The organism is Kitasatospora sp. NPDC043949 (assembly GCF_056435365.1).
Map to the genome: position 1 here is coordinate 10176 of NZ_JBWKEQ010000023.1, position 15917 is coordinate 26092.

Below are 15917 nucleotides of genomic sequence, written 5' to 3' on the forward strand. Positions count from 1 at the left end.
CCCCCCCTCCCCCCCCTCCCCCCCCCCCCCCCCCCCCCCCCCCCCCCCCCCCCCCGCCGCCACAACCCACCCCCCCCCCCCCCCCCCCCCCCCCCCCCCCTCCGCGGTCGTCGGGGTGGTCTTCTCCCGGGCGGGGCCGCCGGGCGCGACCCGCTTCAGGCCGGGCCGTCGGGGGTGTGGTCGAAGGTGTGGGCCCGGTGTCGGGCGAGGTCGCCGAAGGAGCGGGCGGCGGCGCTCTGGTAGGCGGTGTCCCGGCGGAGCAGGGCGACGGCGCGCGAGGGGAGCGGCGGGTCGACCGGGACGGAGCGCAGGTGGGGGTGTTCGCGGGTGGTGGCGTCGGGTAGCACGGTGGCGAGGCCGGTGCGTTGGACGATCGCGACGAGCGCGCTGACGGAATTGGCCTCGATGGCGATCCGCGGCCGGACCCGGTGGTCGGAGAGGAACCGGTCGATGTGCTGCCGGGTCGCGAAGTCACCGCTGAGCAGGGCGAGTTGCTGGTCGCCCAGTTCGCGGACCGGGAGCGGGCCCGAGTGGGCCGCGTACGGGTGGTCGGAGGCGACGACGAGGCCGAGGCGCTCGGTGAACAGGGTGGTGGCGGTGATGGCCGGCAGGTGCGCTCCGCCGAAGGCGATGCCGAGGTCGAGCTGGTCGGCGGCCAGCTCGGACTCGATGCGTTCCTGTGCCATCTCGCGGACGTCCAGGCTGATCCCGGGGTGGCGCGCGTGGAAGTCCCCGATGAGCGGCCCGGTCAGGTAGGCGGTGAAGGTCGGGGTCACGGCCAGGCGCAGGGTGCCGCGTGAGAGGTCCTTGACGTCCCGCACCGCGCGCTCGGCCGCCGCGAGGTCGCGCAGGGCCCGGCGCGCGTAGTGGGCGTAGGCCTGGCCGGCGTCGGTGAGGCGCACGGTGCGCCCGGAGCGGTCGAGGAGCTGCACGTGCAGCGAGCTCTCCAACTGCTTGATCTGCTGCGAGAGGGTCGGCTGCGAGACGTGCAGGGCTTCGGCGGCGCGGGTGAAGTTGGCGTGCTCGGCCACGGCGAGCAGGTACCGGAGGTGGCGCAGTTCCATGAGCCAACTATAGGCAGTGCTGATGGCAATGATGGCTACCGCGTCTTGGACACTATAGGACCAGGTCATGCATCGTTGAGGTCATCGGCAGGCACCAACGGTCGTCGAAGAAGGAGTGACCTCATGAACGAGATGGCGCAGGGTTTCCAGCGGTTCAGCCGGGAGGTGTTCCCGACCCGGGCGGCACTGTTCAAGAGGCTCGCCACCACCCATCAGCCGACCGCGCTGTTCATCGGCTGCTCGGATGCCCGGGTCGTGCCGGAGCTGATCACCCAGACCGATCCGGGCGAGCTGTTCGTCATCCGTACCGCCGGCAACCTCGTGCCCCCGTACACCCGGGGCGCGGACGGTGTCGCGGCGAGCATCGAGTACGCGGTCGGCGTGCTCGGGGTCACGGACGTGATCGTCTGCGGGCACTCCGCGTGCGGCGCGATGACCGCCCTCGCCTCCGGCGGCGACCTCACCGGCCTGCCCGCCGTCGCCACCTGGCTGCACCACGCGGACGTCGCCAAGGCCCGCACCGACGCGGCCGAGCACCCGGCCGGCGCGGAGCGGGTCGCCGCCCTGGTGAAGGACAACGTCCTCGCCCAGCTGGCCAACCTGAAGACCCACCCGTCGGTGGCCAAGGCCCTGGTGCAGGGCAGGGTGACCCTGCACGGCTGGGTCTACGACATCGGATCCGGCTCCGCCGAGACGCTCGACACCGACAGCGGACGGTTCGTCGCCCTGGCGGGCTGACCACCGCGTCCCCTCCGACCACTCCCTCCCACCATCCCCAGACCAGGTCCGGGCACCCGCCCCGGACCCCATCCCCGAAAGGCCCACCCCATGGTGCACGCGCAGTTCGACCAGACCGCCCGTCAGCAGCTCGCCCTGGAGGTCGTCGACGCCAAGACCCGCAAGGACCTCACCTGGCAGGAGCTCGCCGACACGACCGGCCTGTCCGTCGCCTTCGTCACCGCCGCCCTGCTCGGCCAGCACGCCCTGCCCGCCGACGCGGCCAAGGCCGTCACCGAGCTCCTGGGCCTGGACGAGGACGCGGCCCGGCTGCTCCAGACCATCCCGCTGCGCGGCAGCATCCCCGGCGGCATCCCCACCGACCCGACCATCTACCGCTTCTACGAGATGCTCCAGGTCTACGGCACCACCCTCAAGGCCCTGGTCCACGAGCAGCTCGGCGACGGCATCATCAGCGCCATCAACTTCAAGCTCGACGTCAAGACCGTCGAGGACCCCGAGGGCGGCCACCGCGCCGTCATCACCCTGGACGGCAAGTACCTGCCCACCAAGCCGTTCTGATCCCCGGGCGGGCCGGGGTGGACCCGACAGGTCCCCCGGCCCGCCGCCCCACCCCCGACCAGCAGGGAACCGCCACCGTGGACTTCGCCCAGCACACCATCGACCTCGCCCGCCGCAACGTCGCCGAAGGCGGGCGCCCGTTCGCCACCGTCATCGTCAAGGACGGCGAGATCCTCGCCGAGAGTCCGAACAAGGTCGCCCAGACCGGCGACCCCACCGCGCACGCCGAGATCCTCGCCATCCGCGACGCCTGCACGAGGCTCGGCACCGAGCACCTGACCGGCACCACCATCTACGTCCTCGCCCACCCCTGCCCGATGTGCCTGGGCTCGCTCTACTACTGCAGCCCCGACGAGGTCGTCTTCCTCACCACCCGCGACGACTACGAACCGCACTACGTCGACGACCGCAAGTACTTCGAACTCGCCACCTTCTACACCGAGTTCGCCAAGAACTGGGACGAGCGCCGGCTGCCGATGCGCTACCTGCCCAGCGACGCGGCCATCGACGTCTACCGGGCGTGGCGCGAGCGCAACGGCGGCGAACGCCGCGTCGCCGGCGCGCCCGTCGCGGCCTGACGAGGGCGCGAACGATGCCCGAGCCGATCGAGAAGGCCGCGTGGATCCGGCTGGAGAACGGCCGGGTCCTCGCCGCAGTCGGCTTCCTCCTCCGCAGGCCACGGGTCAGTTCGCCGAGAGGCGGGTCTACCGGGCGTCGAACTCGTCGGCGCGGACGGCGGTGACGAAGGCCTGCCAGGCGGGGGAGGGGAAGAGGAGGGCGGGCCCGTCGGGGTCCTTGGAGTCGCGGACGGGCTGCACGCCGGTGAAGCCGTCGGCTACCTCGACGCATTCGCCGCCCTGTCCGCTTACGTGCTCTTGCGCCAGGTGGTGGGGTGGTTGCTCATCAACACCGGTTGCCTCCTGATCGAGTGGTGCCAACTGGCCTCCGCCGTAGTGGTGGAGTGGGAAGTCGGTGGGGTCGACTTCCCACGCGGGGCGTTCCAGGGCGGTGAGGTGGTGGCCGCCGCCCCTGCGTAGGGGCGGCGGCGGGCGGGGTGGTGAGCTGGGGTGCGAGGTTGGTGACTCGCGCTGGTCGGGGCGTGCGTGCGCGTAGTGTCGGGAGTATGGCGAGCGATCATCTTGGGGATCGGGTCAAGCGGCTGCGGCGCTTGGCCGATCTTACGCAGGAGGGCCTGGCTGAGAAGTCGGGTGTGTCGGTGGATGTGGTTCGGAAACTTGAGCAGCTGCGGAAGCATTCGGCGCGGCTTCCGACACTTCACGCGCTGGCCAAGGGGCTTGGTGTTGAGCTGACTGCGCTTCTGGGCGATCCACCGGCGGTGCCGTCGACAGGTGATGCGGATCCGCCGGGGCTGGTCGCGGTGCGGCGGGCGATCATGCCGCCCTTGTTCACGCCGCTGCCGGTGGCGGACGGCGTGGAGAAGTTGTCGATTCCGCTGCTGCGTGGCGAGATCGCAGAGGCCTGGACCCTGTATCACGCGGCCGACTTCGGCAGGGTCATGGAGACACTGCCGGCGATAATCGCGGATGCCCGCCTCGCCGCGGCCGTGGGTCGCGGCGAGGACCGCCTGGCCGGTAACCATGCGCTCGGCAAGGCTCTCCAACTGGGCGGGCATCTCGCGATCCGTCTCGGTAAGACGGATCTCGGCCTGTCCAGTCTCGAACGGGCAATAGCGGCAGCGGACTCGGCGGAAGACCCGCTGCTGGGGGCGATGATCTGCAACTCGGTGGCCTGGGCGTATCAGCGCCAGAACCGGCTCGGCGACGCGCAGACGCTGGCCATCCACGCAGCGGACGGAGTGGAGAACGAGCACTCGTCGAAGGCGGAGGGGCTCAAGGTGTGGGGCGGACTGATCATGTCCGCAGCGACCAGCACGGCCCGAAGCGGCGACTATGACGGAGCATCCGAGATGATGCTGACCGCAGAACAAGCGACCAGACGCCTGTCAAAGCTTCCCGCCTCGGCCGACGGCCGGATGGTCAGCGTGTTCAACAGCTCCTCGGTGCGCATCGAGCGGGTTCGGCTCGCGGTCCAATTTGCCAGGCCGGAGGAGGCCTTGGGACTCGCGAAGGGAATCCGGCTCAGCAACGACACCCCAGTGTCCTGGCGGACCTGGCTGCTCCTGGACGTGGCACGCGCGTACACGGACATGGGGGACGCAGCGGGAGCGGTGGCGACCCTGGAGAAGCTCCAGCGAGTAGCGCCGGGCTGGATGCGGCACCACACCCTCGCCGTGGCCATCGTCTCCGACCTCTGGGCAGGCCCGGCGCGCCCGCCCGGCCTGAAGAGGCTCGCCCGCTCCCTGGGGCTGGCTGACTAGATCCCAAAACTAGGACGCTCCGTCCCTGTTGATGTCGTGGCCGCCACGAGAACCTCTCAGTGCGAATACAGAGAGGAGTCAAAAGATGACTGTAGGTATCAAGCTCCACGGCTACGGGGTCCGCTGGGACCCGGAGGGCCGGTGTTACCGGGTGCGGAACGAGACGACGGGGGAGTGGCTGCGCAGCGGTGCCTCGGGTGAGCTGGCCTCCTTCTCCTCCTTCTCCGCTGCCTTCAGCGCGTGGCGGGGGTTCGAGGTTCGGCGGCAGGTGGGGGCGTGATGGGGGAGAAGGTCTACCGGGCCACGGCCGACCAGCGGCGGCAGGCGGCCGACGTCCTGGACGACCTGACCACCGTCCTCGCCCTGGGCGGGGTGAAGTTGCCCTCCGTCGAGGTGGATTGGGAGCACGGCCGCAGGACGGGCTGCTACCTCATCGGCCTCGGCTGCGCCCGCCCGTCCGCACTCCTGCGGGTCGTCGACCTGCTGCGCAAGGGGCTGCGCTACGAGCGCCTCACGCATGACGACTGAATTCCTCGTCCGCCTGCTCTGGTGGGCCGGCTTCTCCCTCGTACTCCTCGCCGCCCTCAGGAAGTGAACCGCCCGATGCGTGACCCCCGTCTCCTCGCCGAGCCGCCGGTGTGCCGGCTCGGCTGCCTCGTCCTCGTCCGCAACCCGCGCGGCGACGTCCTCCTCGTCGACCCGGACTACATGGACGGCCTGATCCTCCCCGGCGGCGCCGCGCAGCCCAACGAGCCCCCGCACCTCGCCGCCGCCCGCCACCTCCACGCCGAGACCGGCCTCAACCTGCGCCTCACGGACGTCCTGGCCGTCGACTTCACCCCCGCCGACCGTTACCTGGAGCGCCTCAACCTGGTCTTCGACGGCGGCACCGTGCGCGACGACACCTGCCTGACCGTCCCGCCCCGGCACCGCAGTGGCCTGTTCGGCGCCCGCTTCGTCCCCGCCCACGAACTCCCGGACGTCATGGCCCCCGCCCAGGCCGCCCGCGCCGCCGAAGCCCTCGCCAACCGCGCCGTCCCTCTCCTCCTCCACGGCCAACGCTCAAGCTGAAGGGCGCGATCTTAAAACCGCCTTTGACGAAGCCGGCGGGTGGCCGCCGCCGGTCGCCGCCACCCGCCGGCGGGAAGTGCCGGTTCACCCGTGCGGTGGCCTGGCGCTTCCTTTGCCTGATGTGGCCGGAACCCGTGTAGTTGTCACCGTACGGTCACCACGGGGTGAACAACGCCTAAAGGTCCAGACCACCGCCCAGTACGGCCAGGACGTCCGCCGCGTTCCAGTGCCCGGCGGCGCCCGGGCGGGAGGCCAGGTAGTCGGCGCAGCGGCGCGTGCTCCAGCCGTGGGACTCGGCCAGGCCGGCGGCCAGGGTGCGCAGATAGGGCGCCGAGGGTGGATTGAGTGCGGCGCCGGCCAGGCCTTCGGAGGCGGTGAAGGTCAGCAGCGGGTGCCCGTCCAGTGCGCCCGCGTGCACCAGCGTCTCGTACCGGCCGGGCCCGCGTTGGTCGCGTCCGTGCGCGAGGGCGCGGGTGAGGTCGAGGTCGGCGCCGGGGGAGCGGTGCATCTCCTGGGCGGCGATGTCACTGAACTGACTGGCCGTCACCAGATAGATCCGACAAGGCAGTTCACCCGGTGCGTCCGGATCGTAGTAGCCGCTGCCGCCGCCCCACACCGCCGACTCCCGCGCGAAGTACAGCGTGCCGGGCAGCACCGTGGCCACGTCCCGGCGCGGCGGGCGGCGGTCGCGGCAGCCGGGGTAGGTGCGCGCGCCGCCGTCGGGGCGGCCGCCGCGCAGGTAGCAGGCGAGCCGGGCGGCGTGCAGATTCGACCCGTACGCCGCGTACCAGACGAGCCGCGCGTCGCCCGCCGCGTCGCCCTCCGCGCTACCGGACGCGCCGCTCCCGACGCCGCTCCCGACGCTGCTCCCGGCGTCGGCCGGCCACCGGCGGGATCCGGCCACCATCATCGCTAAACCTCCAGATTTGGTGGGTCCGCTTTCACTACCGGTAGCGTCCCCGCCGCTATGGCGTAGACCACTCTTCGCCTTCCCGTCATATGCCTCCTGCCTCCGGCGATTACCCTTCGCCACCGAAAGCGATCGAAAAACCCCGAAATGACTTTCGAATCGTTCCCTGATGCCCCCATATGTCGCCGAAAATGAAAAGTTCCTTTGACTCCACCTTCACGGCATCCAGCGGGCTCCCAGTCGAGTCATGGTGAGTGAGGCACCACGCAAGGTGACTCCCCGCATTCATCCTTATGACTACTCCCAGCCGAGGACACTCCTTATGGACGCACGCCAGGACATGGCAGGACCGGGAACGCTGAACCGTCCCGGGCCTGCCCACGCCGCCGGTTGGCCGGCCGTCCGGCCCGCGCACCCCCGCAGCCTGCTCGACATCGTCACCGCCACCGCCGACGCCCACCCGCACGCACCCGCGCTGGACACCGGCACCGCCGTACTCGACTACCGCGCCCTCATGCACGAGGTCGACACCCTCGCCGGTGTCCTCGCCGGGCACGGCATCGGCACCGGAGACCGGGTCGGCGTGCGCATCCCCTCCGGCACCGCCGACCTGTACGTCGCCATCCTGGCCGTGCTGCGCTGCGGCGCCGCCTACGTGCCCGTCGACGCCGACGACCCCGACGAGCGCGCCGACATGATCTGGCAGGACGCCCAGGTGTGCGCCGTCCTCGGCGCCGAACGCCGGCTCGCCCCCGGCTCCGGGGCCGAGCCCCGCGGCAACCCCGCCTGGCCCACCCCCGCCGACGACGCGTGGATCATCTTCACCTCCGGCACCACCGGCCGCCCCAAGGGCGTCGCCGTCACCCACCGCTCCGCCGCCGCCTTCGTCGACGCCGAGGCCCGCCTCTTCCTCCAGCAGCAGCCGCTCGGCCCCGGCGACCGCGTCCTGGCCGGCCTGTCGGTGGCCTTCGACGCCTCCTGCGAGGAGATGTGGCTGGCCTGGCGCCACGGCGCCTGCCTGGTGCCCGCCCCCCGCTCCCTCGTCAAGGCCGGCACCGACCTCGGCCCCTGGCTCGTCGAGCGCCGCATCACCGCCATCTCCACCGTCCCCACCCTGCTCGCCCTGTGGCCGCAGGAGTGCCTGGACGCCGTGCGCCTGATCATCGTCGGCGGCGAGGCCTGCCCCGCCGAACTCGTCGAGCGCCTCGCCACCCCCGGCCGCGAGTTCTGGAACACCTACGGCCCCACCGAGACCACCGTCGTCGCCACCGCCGCCCGCATGCTCCCCGGCCAGCCCGTACGCATCGGCACCCCCCTGGACGGCTGGGAGATCGCCGTCGTCGACGCCGCCGGCCACCCCGTCCCCTGGTACGAGACCGGCGAACTCCTCATCACCGGCATCGGCACCGCCCGCTACCTCGACCCCGCCAAGGACGCCGAGAAGTTCAGCGCCCACCCCGCCCTCGCCTCCCCGCGCGTCTACCGCAGCGGCGACCTCGTGCGCAACGACCCCGAAGGCCTCGTCTTCGTCGGCCGCGCCGACGACCAGATCAAACTCGGCGGCCGGCGCATCGAACTCGGCGAGATCGACGCCGCCCTCCAGGCCCTGCCCGGCATCCGCGCCGCGGCCGCCGCCGTCCGCAAGAGCCCCGCCGGCGCCGACCTGCTGGTCGGCTACCTCGTCGCCCAGCCCGGCACCACCCCCGACCTCACCGCCGCCCGCCAGCACCTGCTCGGACGCCTGCCCGCCCCGCTCGTGCCCGTCCTCGCCCTCGTCGACTCCCTGCCCACCCGCACGTCCGGCAAGGTCGACCGCAACGCCCTGCCCTGGCCGCTCGCCACCACCGGCACCGCCACCCCCGGCACCGCCGCCCCCCTGGACGGCACCGCCGGCTGGCTCGCCGGCCGCTGGGAGAGCATGCTCGGCATGGCCCCCGGCCACGGCGACGACTTCTTCGCCCTCGGCGGCTCCAGCCTCACCGCCGCCCGCCTCGTCTCCGAACTGCGCACCCGCCACCCCGGCGTCTCCGTCGCCGACCTCTACGCCCACCCCGTCCTCGGCGACCTCGCCGACTACCTCGACAACCTCGCCGGCCCCCCTCATACCGGCGGCGCCGCGCGCACCCCCACCCCCGCCCCCGTCCGCACCGTGCGCCGCACCCCCGCCAGCGCCGGCCTGTGGCAGACCCTCATCCTGCTCGGCGTCTTCGGCATCTCCGGACTGCGCTGGATCCTCGCCCTCACCGCCTTCGACAACCTCATCGGCAACCACCTCAGCTGGGCCCCGCACAGCTCCTGGTGGCCCGTCGCCGCCGGCCTCCTCCTCTTCTACAGCGCCCCCGGCCGCACCCTCCTCGCCGCCGGCACCGCCCGCCTGCTCACCGCCCGCCTGCGCCCCGGCAGCCACCCCCGCGGCGGCCAGGCCCACCTGCGACTGTGGGCCGCCGAACGCGCCGTCACCCTCTTCGGCGTCGGCGCCCTCGCCGGCACCCCCTGGGCCCTGCGCTACGCCCGCGCGCTCGGCTGCCGCATCGGCGCTGGCGTCCTCCTGCACACCCTGCCCCCCGTCACCGGCCTCGCCCGCATCGGCGCCGGCGCCACCGTCGAACCCGAAGCCGACATCGCCGGCTGGTGGCTCGACGGCGACACCCTCCACCTGGGCCACATCGACATCGGCGACGGCGCCCGCATCGGCGGCCGCTCCACCCTCATGCCCGGCGCCCGCATCGGCGCCGGCGCCGACATCGCCCCCGGCTCCTGCGTCACCGGCGCCGTACCCGCCGGCGAACACTGGCACGGCTCCCCGGCCCGGCCCTCCACCGAGGCCCGCACCACCTGGCCCGCGGCCGCCGCCACCCCCCGCTCCCGCTTCTGGAACCTCGCCTACGGCGTCGGCCTGACCGTCTTCGGCCTCCTGCCGATCATCGCCGCCCTCCCCGCGCTCGCCATCGTCTTCACGATGGTCGACAGCGACCGCACCCTCACCGCGGCCCTCCTCCAACTCCTGCCCGCCACCATCCCGCTGGCCGCCCTCACCCTGGTGTGCCACGCCACGCTGATAGCGACCACGGTCCGCCTCCTGTCCATCCCGCTGCGCCCCGGCTTCCACCCCGCCCACGGCCGCGTCGCCTTCTGCGCCTGGGCCGTCACCCGGCTCAGCGACACCGCCCGGCGCACCCTCTTCCCCTTCTACGCCAGCCTCTTCACCCCGGTGTGGCTGCGCCTGCTCGGCGCCAAGGTCGGCCGCCGCGTCGAAGCCTCCACCGTCCTGGCCCTGCCCGGCCTGATGCGCGTCGACGACGGCGCCTTCCTCGCCGACGACACCCTCGTCGCCCCCTACGAGCTGCGCGCCGGCTGGCTGCACATCGGCCCCTCGCACGTCGGGCGCCGCTCCTTCGTCGGCAACTCCGGCATCGTCGGCCCCGGCCGCCGACTGCCCGACAACTCCCTCGTCGGCGTCCTGTCCGACACCCCCGTCAACGCCCCCGAAGGCTCCTCCTGGCTCGGCCGCCCCGCCTTCGCCCTGCCGCGCGTCGCGGCCGCCGGCGGCGACGCCCGCACCTACAACCCGCCCCGGCGCCTGATGTGGGCCCGCGCCGGCGTCGAACTGTGCCGCCTGCTGCCCATCGTCCTCGCCGCCCTCCTCGGCGACCTCGTCCTCGCCACCCTCCAGGAACTGCGCGACGACTACGGCCTCCCGCGCGCCCTCGCCGCCGCCGGCCTCGTCCTCATCGGCGCCGCCCTCGTCGCCTGCCTGGTCACCACCGCCGCCAAGTGGCTCCTCGTCGGACGCTTCCGCGTCGCCGAACACCCCCTGTGGTCCACCTTCGTGTGGCGCAACGAGCTCTACGACAGCTTCGTCGAGGAACTCGCCATGCCCTTCGGCGGCTCCAGCATCACCGGCACGCCCTACCTCAACGCCTGGCTGCGCAGCCTCGGCGCCCACATCGGGCGCGGCGTGTGGTGCGAGACCCACTGGCTGCCCGAGAGCGACCTCGTCACCGTCGAGGCCGGCGCCAGCGTCAACCGCGGCACCGTCCTGCAGACCCACCTCTTCCACGACCGGGTCATGCGCCTGGGCCCCGTCCACCTCGGCCCCGGCTCCACCACCGGCCCGCACTCCATCGTCCTGCTCAACTCCTCCCTCGGCGCCGGCACCACCGTCGGCCCCGCCTCCCTGGTCATGCGCGGCGAGAACGTCCCCGGCACCACCCGCTGGCTCGGCAACCCCGTCGCCGCCTGGAACGCCGACCCCGCCCTCGCCCCCGTCGCCGGGCGGCGGGCCAAGCGCAAGGTCGGAGTGTGATGCAGATCACTTCGGCTGGGCGATGAGTTGACGATGCGGTCGCGGTCCTACCTGTGTAGACCGCGACCGCATCCGTTCCCGTCCGTTCCCGAAAGGGCGTACCGACCATGACCGCCACCCCCGCCAAGGGCCCCGCCAGCTACTTCCCGTCCATCGAGAAGAAGTACGGCCGACCCGTCGCCGAGTGGAAGGACCTCATCCGCGCCTCCCCGCTCGGCAAGCACATGGAACTCGTCGCCTGGCTCAAGACCGAGCACGGCCTCGGCCACGGCCACGCCAACGCCCTCGTCGCCCACACCCTCGCCGAAGCCGCGGCCTGAGCCCGTCGCCCGGCTCTGCTGGTGACGCCCGGCCTGCGCCCCGTGGCGGATGGTGGGCCGGCGGACGACGACGGGGCCGGGGCCGCCTGCGGCACGATCGGGAAGCAGGCGGCCCCGGACCCGGGTCGTTCCGTACGGGCGGGGCATCGACCGCGATGCCCGTACGGCTGCGGTCGGGACCCATTCGACGACTTCAACAGCACTTGAAGTCAAGCCCCCGGCGGCCCGAGGCGCCGGAGGGCGGGGTAGCCTCGCTCCCGGCGGGGGCCGGCGGACGAGGTTTCAGGGGCGGTCGAATGGAACAGCAACAGCGCGGCTACTGGCGGGTCGCGGACGGTTCGGCGGTCAGCTCCACCCAGGCCCAGGTCGCCTGGACCAGGGCCGCCTACCCGGCCCTGGTGGACGTGGCCCGCCGCTACCACGCGGTGATCACCTACTCCGAACTGGCCGAGACCGTGCAGGAGGCGGCCGGGGTGCGCACCCGGGTGCACCAGCGCACCTGGATCGGCAAAGTCCTGGCCCTGGTGGTGCGCGAGGCACACCGCCGCGGGGACCCGCCGCTGACCGCACTGGTGGTCCACTCCACCGACGGCATGGTCGGCGTCGGCTACCAGGAAGTACTGGCCGTGGCCGGACAGCCGCCGCTGGCAGCGGACATGGACCGCGAACACCACGCCGCCGCCGCCCGCCTCGCCTGCTACCGGCACTTCGGCGCCCAGCTGCCCGCCGACGGCGGCACCCCCGCCCTGGCCCCGCGCCTGCAAGCGGCCGTCAACCGCAAGGCGGCCGCCGCCACCCCGCCCCGCCCCCCGGCGATCTGCCCCTCCTGCTTCCTCCAACTGCCCGCCACCCGCATCTGCGACTCCTGCGGCGCCAGCGCGTAGGGGCTCTCCTGCGGATCACGCCGGGCCCGGACGGAGCAGCAGGCCGGATGGGATGATCTTGCCGGCAGTTCCGTACGAGGAGGCACGGTGGACGACCACTCGAAGCACGACCACTCCCGGTGGGAGGGCGTCGTGATCGCGGCCCGCGAACGTGCCCGCTCGCGGCAGGCCCTCATGGTCGAGCGCTTCGGACTGTCAGGTGACGTGCAGTACCACTGGTCGATGGACGACGCGCGGATCACCTGGTCGCGCAGGAGGAAGTGGTCGCGCAAGAGCGAGGTGTTCCTCACCGGCCGGCTCACGATGATCGGCAGCGTCAGCCTCGCCCGGCAGACCTGGCTGTGGTCCTGGGCGAACGAGTCGCTGCCGCCCGCCGTCCTGGGCGACATCGAACGGGTGCGGCGCTTCGGCGAGGACAACGACTTCCCCGTCCTGCCGTGGCCGGGCTTCGACTCCCACCCCGAACTCGTCGCCGAGGCGCGGATGGTCGCGGCCTCGGTGCTCGACGCCGACGGGCTGTGGGTGGAGTCGACGGACGACACGGAGCTCCACTTCCTGCTCCACGACCTGGTGCCCGCCGCGGCGGCCGACTAGGCGGCCGGGCGGGCGGGCAGGTAGGCGGGCGGCTCGTCGGGCGGCCGGGCGGGCGGCGGGAGCTCGCGGACCCGCGGCGGGGCGTCAGGCCCGGGCACCGGCGGGCAGGCGGCCCGGCATCTGCCAGCCCTCGGCGAGACGGGAGGGGGCGAGCCGGCGCCCGTCGCCGAAGAACTCGCAGAACTTCATGATCAGCGGATCCCAGCCGAGCGGGTCCACGTAGTGGTCCGTACCGGGCACGATCAGGCGCTCCTCGACGTGCGCGCGCACCACGGTGACCTCGAAGGCGGTGCAGTGCGGGTTGCCCGCCAGCGGCGCGGCCGCCTCCAACCGGCACTCCAGCTGGACCGGGCACTCGGCGACGCGCGGCGCCCGCACCAGCTCCGACCGCTGCTCGGTGAGCCCGGCGGCGGCGAACTTGCCCCGCTCGAAGCGGTAGCCCTGCTGCCGCCGGTGCTCGGTCAGATCCGGGTTGGCGGTCAGCAGCGCGAGGGCGTCGACGGCGTCGACCTGCCCGGAGGAGGGCAGGTTGAGCACGCACTCGCCCTCGCGCCGCAGGTTGACGGCCGTCTGGGCGGTGTTGCCGAGGCCCAGCACGCAGGACTGCCCCAGCCACCACGCCGAGGACATCGGCGCCAGGTTGGCGCCGCCGTCCTCGTTGCGCGAGCTGATCAGCACCACCGGGGTGCCGAAGTAGAGAACCTTGAGGTCGGTGGCCTTGTGCACGGGAATGCCGTCCTTGGGTGGGAAACCGTTGCCGGTCTCCGACTCTGCCCCCGCCCGGGAGGGGGCGCTGGCGGTGATCGGACACGGCGTTCCCGGCCCCGGCGGGGGCGGACGGCCCTACGCCGGACGGCCCTGCACGCGTCGGCTCGGTCCGACACGCCGATTCGGCCGTACGGGTGGGTTCAGCACCCGTACGGGCCGGCGGTCAGAACGCGGCGCTGACCGGACCGCGAGCGGCCACCGTACGGGCCTGGCCGTCGCGCAGCCGGTAGGACAGGCCCACGACGGCCGCCGCGCCCTCGGCCACCTTGGCGGCCAACAGCTGGGAACGCTCCAGCAGCAGGTCCACGGTCTGGCGGATGTGCTCGTCGACGATCCCGTCCGGGTCCTCGATGCCCGCGGCCCGGGCCGACACCACGCTCGGGGTGACCCGCTCCACCACGTCCCGCACGAACCCGCCCGGCAGCCGCCCCTGGTCCAGCGCCTCCATCGCCGCGCCCACCGCGCCGCACGAGTCGTGCCCCAGTACCACCACCAGCGGGCACTCCAGCACGCTCACCCCGTACTCGATGCTGCCCAGCGCCTCCGCCCCGGTGACGTGCCCGGCCGTCCGCACCACGAACAGGTCGCCCAGCCCCCGGTCGAAGATGATCTCGGCCGCCAGCCGGGAGTCCGAACAGCCGAACAGCACCGCGAAGGGCCGCTGCGCCGGGGCGAGGGCGGCCCTGCGCCCGGCGTCCTGGTTGGGGTGCTCCGGGCTGCCCGCGACGAAACGGGCATTGCCCTCCATCAGCACCCGCATCGCCTGGTCGGGGCCGGATATCGGTGAGGAGATCATGCCTGCACCCTAGATCGCCGCAGGTGGGGCCCGCAGCAGGGGGGCCGGGGCAGAGGCCCGGCACCGCGTCGCTCCTCACCCGGCCGGCCCAGTCCACGGCCCGCCCACCCCGCTGCGCACGGCCTCGCCCGGCCCCTTCGCCGCCCGCGTGGCGGGAGGCCGGAGGATATCGTCAACTCGCCTCCTGTGTGGCGGCGTTGGACGTGGCAGTGCCGGTCAGCGGCCCGGCCTGCCCTTGGAGACGAACACCTGGACCGTCGAGTGCGCAGGTGCGGTGCGGCCGGCCTGCGGCTCGGAGTTGATGACCGACCCGGCGGGCACGTTCCAGTCGGTGAACTCGTGGACCTCGTAGCGCAGTCCCGCCGTCTCCAGCGCGCTGATGGCCGCGTCCTTGGCCAGGTTGGCGAGCGGCGGCACACTCACCTGCACCCCGTCGGTCGGCTGCATCGGCGGCGGCGTGGGGGTGCCGAAGGCCATCGAGGGCCCGGGCGCGGGCGTGCCGGAGGGCGCGTCGGGGGAGGGTGTGCCGGACGACATCGGCGCCGAGGCGTTCGCGGGGCCCGCGGGCAGGCCGCCGGAGGGCGACGGACCCGAACCCGGCGCGAGCAGTGCCGCACCCGTGCCGATGGCGACCACCGCGGCCGCCGCCACCGCGCCGCTGAGCACGGTGCGACGGCGCACCGTGCGCCGGATGGCGAGGGCGTCGATGACGGGGGCCGGGGTGTTGTCGGCGAATGCGGTCATGGCGGCGAGGAGTTCCTTGTCGAAGTCGGGGTCGGAGCCGGGGTCGGGGTCGGGGTCGAAGTCGGGGTGGTCGGCGTCGCGACCGGGATCGTGGGACGGGAAGCGGGTCATCACGCACCTCCGCGCGAGGTCGGCGGCGCGGACGGGACGTCCTGCCGAGGCAGTGCGGACCGCAGTTTCGCGAGGCCGCGGGCGAGTTGGGAGCGCACGGCGCCGGGGGAGATGTCCAGCGTCTGCGCGATCTCCTGGTCCCCCAGGTCGTGGAGGTAGTACAGGACGACCACGGTGCGCATCCCCATCGGCAGCGTGTGCAGCGCCGCGACGAGCTCCGCGCGCAACTCCACCGACCGGTAGGCGTCGCGCGGGTCGGCGCGCTCGGGGCCGGGCGCCGCGGCGGGCCGCTCGCCGGAGCGGCTCAGCCGCCGCCAGCGGTCGTTGACCAGGTTCACCAGGATCCGGCGCACGTACGCCTCGGGCGCTTCCGCGGCCGCCACCCGCCGCCAGTTGCGGCAGGATCGTTCCAGCGCCTCCTGGACGAGGTCCTCCGCGGTGTGCGCGTCCCCGGTGAGCACGTACGCCGTCCGGAACAGCGCGCCCGAACGCTGCTGTACGAACTCGACGAAGTCGATCCCGGGACTGGCCCTGCGCAGCCTCACCCGCCGCCCTCGCTCTCTTCACTCTTCCGCCGTCACCTTCGCCCCCATGACGGCCCCCGGCACCGCCCTGCTGCACCGCCACCGCGAAAGTGACGCGGCTCACAGCGCTTCGAAGTCGAACGGGCCGAACGGGCCGGACCACCGCGGCAGCCCGGGGAGCACGCGCG

The 15917-nt window shown here is 73.2% G+C and carries 18 protein-coding genes; 11 read left to right on the top strand and 7 right to left on the bottom strand.

The genetic code is table 11. The features are described from left to right. Positions 1-155 precede the first annotated feature (155 nt). Entirely contained in the window at positions 156-1064 is a 909-nt protein-coding gene (gene cynR / locus AC07AL_RS20030; RefSeq protein ID WP_363630916.1) for a transcriptional regulator CynR, read from the bottom strand. A 123-nt stretch (positions 1065-1187) separates the two neighbouring features. On the opposite strand from cynR, the gene AC07AL_RS20035 reads away from it, so the two are divergent. The 3 genes from AC07AL_RS20035 to AC07AL_RS20045 all read left to right on the top strand — a co-directional run bounded on the left by AC07AL_RS20035 (position 1188) and on the right by AC07AL_RS20045 (position 2941). Next, on the top strand, positions 1188-1802 hold the full coding sequence (locus AC07AL_RS20035) for a carbonic anhydrase (protein WP_363587813.1): 615 nt from the start codon (positions 1188-1190) through the stop codon (positions 1800-1802). A gap of 90 nt (positions 1803-1892) precedes the next feature. Next, a complete protein-coding gene (cynS, locus tag AC07AL_RS20040; protein ID WP_350881326.1) occupies positions 1893-2363 on the top strand; it encodes a cyanase in 471 nt (156 codons plus the stop codon). Positions 2364-2440: 77 nt separating this feature from the next. Next, positions 2441-2941, top strand: coding sequence for a nucleoside deaminase (locus tag AC07AL_RS20045; protein WP_363587894.1), 501 nt, complete (start codon positions 2441-2443; stop codon positions 2939-2941). 126 nt (positions 2942-3067) lie between these two features. Here the strand turns inward: AC07AL_RS20045 and AC07AL_RS20050 are convergent, their stop codons facing one another. After that, positions 3068-3301 carry a DUF397 domain-containing protein gene (locus AC07AL_RS20050; RefSeq protein WP_363630918.1) on the bottom strand — a complete coding sequence of 78 codons (234 nt, stop codon included), beginning with the start codon at positions 3299-3301 and terminating at the stop codon, positions 3068-3070. Between the two features lie 185 nt (positions 3302-3486). Here AC07AL_RS20050 and AC07AL_RS20055 point away from each other — a divergent pair, with 185 nt between their 5' ends. The 4 genes from AC07AL_RS20055 (at position 3487) to AC07AL_RS20070 (ending at position 5772) form a co-directional block, all read left to right on the top strand. Further along, entirely contained in the window at positions 3487-4701 is a 1215-nt protein-coding gene (locus AC07AL_RS20055) for a helix-turn-helix domain-containing protein (protein WP_400810395.1), read from the top strand. A gap of 85 nt (positions 4702-4786) precedes the next feature. Beyond that, the gene (locus AC07AL_RS20060; protein WP_400810393.1) at positions 4787-4981 is read left to right on the top strand and encodes a hypothetical protein; all 195 of its coding nucleotides are present in this window, start codon (positions 4787-4789) and stop codon (positions 4979-4981) included. Beyond that, entirely contained in the window at positions 4981-5229 is a 249-nt protein-coding gene (locus tag AC07AL_RS20065; protein WP_478317861.1) for a hypothetical protein, read from the top strand. Before AC07AL_RS20060 ends, AC07AL_RS20065 begins: the two co-directional genes overlap by 1 nt. A gap of 75 nt (positions 5230-5304) precedes the next feature. Continuing rightward, positions 5305-5772 (top strand): NUDIX domain-containing protein, encoded by a 468-nt coding sequence (locus tag AC07AL_RS20070; protein ID WP_478317862.1) that lies wholly within the window; start codon positions 5305-5307, stop codon positions 5770-5772. Positions 5773-5947: 175 nt separating this feature from the next. Here AC07AL_RS20070 and AC07AL_RS20075 read toward each other — a convergent pair whose 3' ends face one another. Beyond that, the gene (locus AC07AL_RS20075) at positions 5948-6679 is read right to left on the bottom strand and encodes a histone deacetylase (protein WP_478317863.1); all 732 of its coding nucleotides are present in this window, start codon (positions 6677-6679) and stop codon (positions 5948-5950) included. A 325-nt stretch (positions 6680-7004) separates the two neighbouring features. Between AC07AL_RS20075 and AC07AL_RS20080 the strand changes: the two genes are divergently transcribed. The 4 genes from AC07AL_RS20080 (at position 7005) to AC07AL_RS20095 (ending at position 12786) form a co-directional block, all read left to right on the top strand. Beyond that, positions 7005-10988: a Pls/PosA family non-ribosomal peptide synthetase gene (locus AC07AL_RS20080; protein ID WP_363586771.1), complete on the top strand. Its 3984-nt coding sequence runs from the start codon at positions 7005-7007 to the stop codon at positions 10986-10988. A gap of 107 nt (positions 10989-11095) precedes the next feature. Continuing rightward, positions 11096-11308 carry a DUF4287 domain-containing protein gene (locus tag AC07AL_RS20085; RefSeq protein ID WP_063352910.1) on the top strand — a complete coding sequence of 71 codons (213 nt, stop codon included), beginning with the start codon at positions 11096-11098 and terminating at the stop codon, positions 11306-11308. Positions 11309-11604: 296 nt separating this feature from the next. After that, complete coding sequence (locus AC07AL_RS20090) at positions 11605-12192, top strand: hypothetical protein (RefSeq protein ID WP_063352909.1); 588 nt, start codon at positions 11605-11607, stop codon at positions 12190-12192. A gap of 87 nt (positions 12193-12279) precedes the next feature. Continuing rightward, positions 12280-12786 carry a DUF6882 domain-containing protein gene (locus AC07AL_RS20095; protein ID WP_363586772.1) on the top strand — a complete coding sequence of 169 codons (507 nt, stop codon included), beginning with the start codon at positions 12280-12282 and terminating at the stop codon, positions 12784-12786. Between the two features lie 84 nt (positions 12787-12870). On the opposite strand, the gene AC07AL_RS20100 is transcribed toward AC07AL_RS20095, so the two are convergent. The 4 genes from AC07AL_RS20100 to AC07AL_RS20115 form a co-directional block, all read right to left on the bottom strand. Beyond that, positions 12871-13512, bottom strand: coding sequence for a flavin reductase family protein (locus tag AC07AL_RS20100; protein ID WP_363586773.1), 642 nt, complete (start codon positions 13510-13512; stop codon positions 12871-12873). A gap of 205 nt (positions 13513-13717) precedes the next feature. Continuing rightward, positions 13718-14350 (bottom strand): carbonic anhydrase, encoded by a 633-nt coding sequence (locus tag AC07AL_RS20105; RefSeq protein ID WP_363586774.1) that lies wholly within the window; start codon positions 14348-14350, stop codon positions 13718-13720. A 216-nt stretch (positions 14351-14566) separates the two neighbouring features. Beyond that, positions 14567-15205, bottom strand: a complete 639-nt coding sequence (locus AC07AL_RS20110) for a PASTA domain-containing protein (protein ID WP_363586775.1) — start codon at positions 15203-15205, stop codon at positions 14567-14569. Continuing rightward, complete coding sequence (locus AC07AL_RS20115) at positions 15205-15744, bottom strand: SigE family RNA polymerase sigma factor (protein WP_363586835.1); 540 nt, start codon at positions 15742-15744, stop codon at positions 15205-15207. Before AC07AL_RS20115 ends, AC07AL_RS20110 begins: the two co-directional genes overlap by 1 nt. Positions 15745-15917 lie beyond the last annotated feature (173 nt).

Coding starts and splice junctions, on each gene's coding strand:
- cynR (WP_363630916.1), bottom strand. CDS start 1,064: ATGGAACTGCGCCACCTCCGGTACCTGCTCGCCGTGGCCGAGCACGCC.
- AC07AL_RS20035 (WP_363587813.1), top strand. CDS start 1,188: ATGAACGAGATGGCGCAGGGTTTCCAGCGGTTCAGCCGGGAGGTGTTC.
- cynS (WP_350881326.1), top strand. CDS start 1,893: ATGGTGCACGCGCAGTTCGACCAGACCGCCCGTCAGCAGCTCGCCCTG.
- AC07AL_RS20055 (WP_400810395.1), top strand. CDS start 3,487: ATGGCGAGCGATCATCTTGGGGATCGGGTCAAGCGGCTGCGGCGCTTG.
- AC07AL_RS20060 (WP_400810393.1), top strand. CDS start 4,787: ATGACTGTAGGTATCAAGCTCCACGGCTACGGGGTCCGCTGGGACCCG.
- AC07AL_RS20065 (WP_478317861.1), top strand. CDS start 4,981: ATGGGGGAGAAGGTCTACCGGGCCACGGCCGACCAGCGGCGGCAGGCG.
- AC07AL_RS20070 (WP_478317862.1), top strand. CDS start 5,305: ATGCGTGACCCCCGTCTCCTCGCCGAGCCGCCGGTGTGCCGGCTCGGC.
- AC07AL_RS20075 (WP_478317863.1), bottom strand. CDS start 6,679: ATGGTGGCCGGATCCCGCCGGTGGCCGGCCGACGCCGGGAGCAGCGTC.
- AC07AL_RS20080 (WP_363586771.1), top strand. CDS start 7,005: ATGGACGCACGCCAGGACATGGCAGGACCGGGAACGCTGAACCGTCCC.
- AC07AL_RS20085 (WP_063352910.1), top strand. CDS start 11,096: ATGACCGCCACCCCCGCCAAGGGCCCCGCCAGCTACTTCCCGTCCATC.
- AC07AL_RS20090 (WP_063352909.1), top strand. CDS start 11,605: ATGGAACAGCAACAGCGCGGCTACTGGCGGGTCGCGGACGGTTCGGCG.
- AC07AL_RS20105 (WP_363586774.1), bottom strand. CDS start 14,350: ATGATCTCCTCACCGATATCCGGCCCCGACCAGGCGATGCGGGTGCTG.
- AC07AL_RS20110 (WP_363586775.1), bottom strand. CDS start 15,205: ATGACCCGCTTCCCGTCCCACGATCCCGGTCGCGACGCCGACCACCCC.